Source organism: Amycolatopsis minnesotensis, assembly GCF_039529815.1.
Lineage (GTDB): Bacteria > Actinomycetota > Actinomycetes > Mycobacteriales > Pseudonocardiaceae > Amycolatopsis > Amycolatopsis minnesotensis.
The window spans coordinates 137,407-143,655 of the sequence record NZ_BAAANN010000024.1; the positions used below are offsets into that span (position 1 = coordinate 137,407).

Annotated in this window: 7 protein-coding genes; 3 read left to right on the forward strand and 4 right to left on the reverse strand. The window is 68.7% G+C overall.

The window, feature by feature from the left end; all coding sequences use genetic code 11:
* The first annotated feature begins 143 nt into the window (after nt 1-143).
* The gene (locus tag ABD256_RS27925; protein ID WP_344425231.1) at nt 144-728 is read left to right on the forward strand and encodes a TetR-like C-terminal domain-containing protein; all 585 of its coding nucleotides are present in this window, start codon (nt 144-146) and stop codon (nt 726-728) included.
* On the opposite strand, the gene ABD256_RS27930 is transcribed toward ABD256_RS27925, so the two are convergent.
* Complete coding sequence (locus tag ABD256_RS27930; RefSeq protein WP_344425234.1) at nt 678-1,928, reverse strand: MFS transporter; 1,251 nt, start codon at nt 1,926-1,928, stop codon at nt 678-680. The genes ABD256_RS27925 and ABD256_RS27930 overlap by 51 nt on opposite strands.
* A 108-nt stretch (nt 1,929-2,036) precedes the next feature.
* The gene (locus ABD256_RS27935; protein ID WP_344425237.1) at nt 2,037-2,867 is read right to left on the reverse strand and encodes a Rossmann-fold NAD(P)-binding domain-containing protein; all 831 of its coding nucleotides are present in this window, start codon (nt 2,865-2,867) and stop codon (nt 2,037-2,039) included.
* 90 nt (nt 2,868-2,957) lie between these two features.
* Here ABD256_RS27935 and ABD256_RS27940 point away from each other — a divergent pair, with 90 nt between their 5' ends.
* Nucleotides 2,958-3,365, forward strand: a complete 408-nt coding sequence (locus ABD256_RS27940; RefSeq protein ID WP_344425240.1) for a MarR family winged helix-turn-helix transcriptional regulator — start codon at nt 2,958-2,960, stop codon at nt 3,363-3,365.
* 5 nt (nt 3,366-3,370) lie between these two features.
* Here the strand turns inward: ABD256_RS27940 and ABD256_RS44500 are convergent, their stop codons facing one another.
* Nucleotides 3,371-3,568 carry a DUF427 domain-containing protein gene (locus tag ABD256_RS44500; RefSeq protein WP_425546531.1) on the reverse strand — a complete coding sequence of 66 codons (198 nt, stop codon included), beginning with the start codon at nt 3,566-3,568 and terminating at the stop codon, nt 3,371-3,373.
* Complete coding sequence (locus ABD256_RS27945; RefSeq protein WP_344425243.1) at nt 3,565-5,142, reverse strand: MFS transporter; 1,578 nt, start codon at nt 5,140-5,142, stop codon at nt 3,565-3,567. The genes ABD256_RS44500 and ABD256_RS27945 overlap by 4 nt, the downstream gene beginning before the upstream one ends.
* A gap of 114 nt (nt 5,143-5,256) precedes the next feature.
* Between ABD256_RS27945 and ABD256_RS27950 the strand changes: the two genes are divergently transcribed.
* Nucleotides 5,257-5,931 (forward strand): TetR/AcrR family transcriptional regulator, encoded by a 675-nt coding sequence (locus tag ABD256_RS27950; RefSeq protein ID WP_344425246.1) that lies wholly within the window; start codon nt 5,257-5,259, stop codon nt 5,929-5,931.
* The last annotated feature ends 318 nt before the right edge of the window (nt 5,932-6,249 follow it).

Consider the following 6,249-nt stretch of genomic DNA (forward strand, 5'->3'; position numbering starts at 1 on the left):
GTCTCCGATCCATGTCCGCGGCGAGTGATGCGCACAAATGTAAATTATGATCAGTTTTCAATCAACTATGAACACTCTGTTGCAGCAGTGCGGCCCTCGGCTAGCGTTGCGGGAATGCGGGACGAACAGGACGGCGAAACCTGATGGCCGAGTCGGGGCGCGGACGGCCGCGCAGCGAACGGTCCAGGCTGGCGGTGCTGTCGGCGACCGCGGACCTGCTCATCGAGGGCGGGCTCGCGGCGGCGACCGTCGAGGCGATCGCCGCGCGCGCCGGGGTCGGAAAGGCCACCATCTACAAGTGGTGGCCTTCGCGCGGCCACGTCGCGCTGGAGAGCTTCTTCACCCGGCACGCCGCGACCGCGACGATCGTCGACCGCCACGAGTCACTCGCCGACGGCCTCACCGCGCAGCTCGACGCGCTGCTCGACCTGATGCGGAACCCGCCGGACGCCGCGCTGCTGCGCGAGATCGTCGCGTTGGCGCAGACCGACGACGAGCTGCGCGCCGCGTTCACCGAGCACTGGCTGCGCCCCCGCCGCACCGCCGTGGAACGCGTGCTGCGCGCCGCGGTCGAGCGCGGCGAGGTGCGGCCCGACACCGACATCGCGGTGACCATGGACCAGCTGTTCGGCCCGCTCTACTACCGGCTGCTGATGGGCCACGCACCGCTCGACGAGTCACTCACCGCCGCTCTCCTGAAGCAGACGCTGCGCGCCATCACCCGCTGAGCGGCGTGCCCGCACCGCCGAAACCGCCCAGATCACCAGCGCGATCGCGGGCAGCACGGCGCCGAACACGGTGACCCCCTGCCAGCCGGCGCGGTCGTAGAGGGTGCCCGAAATCGCCGTCGCGATCGCGCCGCCGACGAAGACGGTCGTCATGTAGACGGTGTTGATCCTGGCGCGCGCGTCGGCACGCAGGCCGTAGATCTCCTGCTGCCCGAAGAGCTGGTGGCCCTGCACCGCGAGATCGAGCACGACCCCGGCAAGCGCGAGCACGATGACGCTGCCCGCGCCGAGGTAGGCGAGTACGAACGAAGCGATCGCCAGCACCAGCGCGATCCCGCTGCCGATCCGCCCGTGACCGCGGTCGGCGAGCCTGCCCGCGATCGGTGCCGCGGCCGCACCGGCGGCGCCGACGAGTGCGAAAACCCCGATCTCGGCCTGGTTGAGACCGTGCTTGACGAGTTCGAACGCGACCGCTGTCCAAAATGTACTGAACGCGCCGAAGAGCAGCGCCTGGCACACGGCGCGCCGTCGCAGCGCGGGCTCGGTCCGCACCAGCTCGACGATCGACCGCATCAGCTTCGCGTAACTCGCGACGTGATCGGGGCGCCTGGCTGGCAGCACGCGCCGCAGCGTCACCGCCACGACGAGCATGAGCACCGCCGAGACCAGGTAGATGGTCCGCCAGCCCGCGGCCGCGGCCACGAAGCTCGACAACGTCCTGGCCAGCAGGATGCCGAGCAGCAGGCCGGTCATCACGGTGCCGACGAACCGGCCGCGCTGCTCCTCCGGCGCGAGGTGCGCGGCGAACGGGATGAGGATCTGCGCGACCACCGAGGTCATGCCCACCAGCACGGAGGCGCCGAGGAACAGCCCGAACCCCGGCGCCACTCCGGCGACGACCAGCGCGAGCGTGGTGGCGAGCAGCGTACGCACCATGAGCGCGCGGTTCTCCAGCAGGTCGCCGAGCGGCATCAGCACCACCATGCCCAGCGCGTAGCCGAGCTGGGTCAGCGTCACCACGAGCGCCGCGGTGCCGTGGCTCACCGCGAACGCGGACGCCACCTGGTCGAGCAACGGCTGGCCGTAGTACAGGTTCGCCACGGTGGCGCCCGCCGCGAAGGCGAGCACCACCGTGATCCAGCGCAACCGACGGGGGTCGACGGCACCTTCGGCCGCGCGGACAATTCCTGGCTGGGACACGGAGCCTCCGGGGACGCGAGCGGTCGGACGAAATACTGAACGCCGCGTTCAGAATATTCCTTCCCACCGGAGCACACGAGCCGAGGTGAGCCGTGTCACCGCCGCGACTCAGGCGAACGGCCCGACGTCGGCGAGGAACGTTTCCAGCGAGCGCGCGGGGCGGCCGGTCACCTCCTCGACCGAGCCGGTCACCGTCGCGAAGCCACCCCGCAGGAGCCGCTCGAAGGTCACGGTGAACGCATAGCGCTCGAAACCGGAAAGTCCGCCCACCGCGTCCTCGATCGAGATGTCCTGGTGCGCAACGGTTTTCCCCACCGCGACCGAGAGCAGTTCCGCGGTGCGCGGAAGACTGAGCGCGGCGGGACCGGACAGTTCGTAGGTCTTCCCGTCGTGCCCGTCTTCCAGCAGGGTGCGCACCGCGACCGCGGCGATGTCCCTGGTGTCGATCCAGGCCACCTCCGCACCAGCCGCCGGGAAGGTCAGCCTGGCGTCGAGCGCGAGTTCATCGCGGTAGTACCGGCGATCGGTGAACACCTGCATGAACCACGACGGGCGAAGAATCGTCCACCGGTGCCCGCCGCGGCGCACCACGCCCTCCGCCCGCATGGCCCAGCTCTCCGCGCCGAGCGAGTCCGCGTCCAATTCGGACAGCAGCGTCACCCTGGCGCCGGACGGCGTGACCGCGAGCAGTTTCTCGATCAGTTCGGGCGCCTGCTCCAGATCGGGCCGGATCAGGAACAGCGCGTCGATCCCGTCCGCGGCCGCGCTCCAGGTCGACGGGTCGTCCCAGGAAAACGCGACCGGCCGGACCCCGGCGATCGACACCGACGCGGGGTCAGCGCTGCCACCCAGTACTTCCACCCCTTGGCGGGCGGCGAGTTGTTCGGCGAGGGGGTACCCCGTCTTGGCGCGGACACCGGTGATGAGCACGCGCGTCATGGCCATCCTCCAAATGCTTGATTGGATAAAGTATCGGGACGAGGCCAATGCAAGCACCGTTACTTGAGGGTGTCAAGTATTATCGGGTCCATGGTGACCAGGATCGGCGCACTCGAACAGCAGCTCTGGGACTTCGTCTCCGCCTACGACGCCGCGTTCGACCGCGCGTCGGAGGACAACGGGCTCAGCGCGGCGCAAGCGTGCACCCTCACGCCGCTGACCGGTGAGAAGCACACGATGAGCGAACTGGCCGGACTGCTGCTGTGCGACGCCTCGAACGTCACGCAGATCGTGGGGCGCCTCGAAACCCGCGGCCTGGTGTCACGCACGCCGGATCCGGCTGACCGCAGGGTGAAACAGGTCGCCATCACCCCCGACGGGCGACGCCTGCGTCGCGCGGTCGCGAAATCCTTCACGTTCCCGCGCGAGCGCGTCGCCCGCCTCGATGACGACGAGCAGGAGCAGCTCGCTCACCTGCTCGCCAAAATGCTTTCCTGAACCGCTCAGGCTTTCGCTCGCCACCAACCCTTCTCGTCAACGTCGGCGAGTGGGAAGTACGGGACCGGCGGGTAGCCCGCTTCGTTCAGGTTCACCGCGTTCGTGCTGCCCGCGATGACCTTGTCACCGACTCGTGCGACGACCCCGGCCCCGCTCGCCGCGACGGCGATCGGGGCCGGGCTCTTCTGCTCACGAGTGCTCAGGCACTCGCCTCCGGTGCGCGGACCAGCAGCGAGAGCAGCCCGGCCACCACCGCGACCGCGGCGGCGACGAGGAACACGGTGTGCATACCGCCGACGAAGGTGTCGTGCGCGGCACGGGTCACCGCGCTCGCGGTTTCGGCAGGCAGTCCCTGCTGCGCCGCGGGCGGGAAGCCCAGTTCGACGCTCTTGCGGAGTTGCTCGTCGTTCGCGATCCGGTCCGCGACCGGGCCGCCGCCCAGTGCTTCGCGAACCGCCGTGGCGAACCGGGAACCGACCACCGAGGAGAGCAGGCTGCCGAAGACCGCGATGCCGAGCGTGCTGCCGAGCTGCTGCGTCGACTGCTGGACGCCGGAAGCGACTCCGGCCTTGTCGACCGGGGCACTGCCGACGATCGCCTGGATCGCGGGCACCATCATGAACCCGACACCGATCCCCGCCAGCACGAGTGCGGGCGCCAGCGTCATGAAGCCCGACTCCGGTTCGAGGCGCAGCAGCAGCGCCAGCGACGCCACCGTGAACACGGCACCGGTCATGAGGGTCCCCCGCACACCGAGCTTTCCGGTGACCCAGCCCGCGACGGGCGAGGCGAAGGTGAACACGGCGGTGAGCGGCAGCATCGCGACCGCGGCCATGATGGCGCTCTTGCCCTGCACACCCTGCAGGAAGAACGTCAGGTAGAACAGGATCGCGAAGAACGCGAACATCGTGACCAGCATCAGCAGGCAGCCGACCGTGAACGTCCGGTTACGGAAGAGGCCGAGCGGCACCATCGGGTTCGCGGTCCGGCGCTCGATCACCACGAACGCGGCCAGCAGCACCACGCCGAGCGCGATGAACCCGAGCGTGCTCACCGAACCCCAGCCCTCGGCCTGCGCGCGGGTCACGCCCCAGATGGCACTGACCATGGCGCAGGTCAGGGTCACCGCACCAGGCAGGTCGAGCCGGTGCGCCGAGCGCTCGGCGCTGTTCGGGATCACGGTCAGCCCGACGAGCACGGCGACCACGCCGAACGGCAGGTTGATGAAGAACACCCACGGCCAGCTCGCGTATTCGACCAGGACACCGCCGAGAACCGGGCCGCCCGCCAGTGCCACCGCGGACACCGAGCCGAACCAGCCGAACGCCATCGCCAGCTTCTCCGGCGGGAACGCGGCCCTGAGCACCGCGAGACCGGCAGGGCCGAGCAGCGCGCCGAACACGGCCTGCAGGACGCGGCCGCCGATCAGCACCTCGATCGAGCCCGCGAGACCGCACGCCAGCGAGGCGAGCGAGAAACCGCCGATCCCGATCAGGAACGCCTTCTTGTGGCCGATCTTGTCCGCCACCGTGCCCGCGGGGATCAGCAGGCCGGCGAGCACCAGCAGGTAGGCCGTCGTCACCCAGCCGATGCCATCGAGGCTCGCGTGCAGGCCGGTCGCGATCGCCGGGTTGGCGATGGAGACCACCGTCCCGTCGAGCTGCACGACCATCATGCCCAGCGCGACCGCGATCAGGCTCAGCCACGCCTTCGACGGGACCTTGACCTCCGCTTTCGCCGCCTTCTCATCGGGTTCCAGCACTACCGAGTCGTTCATGACCCACCCTCTCGCACAGTGTTCGAGTCCGCCTTCTCGCACACTGTACGACAGAATCGAACAGTGTGCGAGTGTTATCTCGAACACTGTGCGAGATTGCTCTAGGGTGGGGTCATGGCATCGGACACCTTGAGCCGCGAGCAGATCGTCGGCGCCGCGATGGAGTTGCTCGACACCGAGGGCGTGCACGGCCTGAGCATGCGGCGCCTCGGCACGAAGCTCGACGCGGGCGCCACCTCGATCTACTGGCACGTGAAGAACAAGGACGAGCTGCTGGAGCTGGCCTCGGACCACGCGTTCGCCGAGATCGAACTACCCGACGCGGCGGAGATCGGCTGGCGCGCCGCGGTGACGGCCCTCGCCGACGGCATGCGGTCCATGGTGCTGCGGCACCCGTGGCTGGTGTCGGTGTTCGCCACACGCCTGTTCTACGGCCCCAACCTGGCGCGGTTCCAGGACCACACGATCGGCGTGTACCAGTCAGCCGGGTTCCCCGACGACGAGCTCGACTCGGTGATGGGAACCGTGGACGCGTACGTGCTGGGGGCCGCGCTCGGCGAGGCAGCATGGCGAACCCAGCTGCAGGAAATGGGCGAGGACCAGAAGGATCTCATCGACCGCCTGATGACCACGGGCCGCGAAATCGCCGCACCGTACCCGCGCCTGCTCGAACGCCTCAGCGCCTACGGCACCGACACGATGGCCGAGGACGGCAAACTCCGCGAGAGCAGCTTCGACTACGGACTCCGCGCCGTGCTCGACGGACTGGAGACCCGGATCCCGCGCTGACTCTTGTATTTGTTGCGCGATAGAACCCCAGAGGCGGTGCCTGGCTGGTTCGCCGTGTTGGGTTGCGGTTTAAAGATAGCTTTGGACTGAAGGAGGTGGGCGGCTTGCTTGGCCTGGCCGACAGTTGCGTTGTTTCTTGCCTCGCAACGGTTTCTTAACGGTCCACTTTGGACACTTGTTGAAAATTCGCTCGGATGGGGTATCGAACGTTTGGGCGACTGCGGGGTAGAATGGTGGGGTGTCCGAGACTTCTTCCCTTGTACCGCAGCGGGAGCTGTGGCAACTCACCGCGCGTGAGAAAGCCGCCGCGCTGCGGGA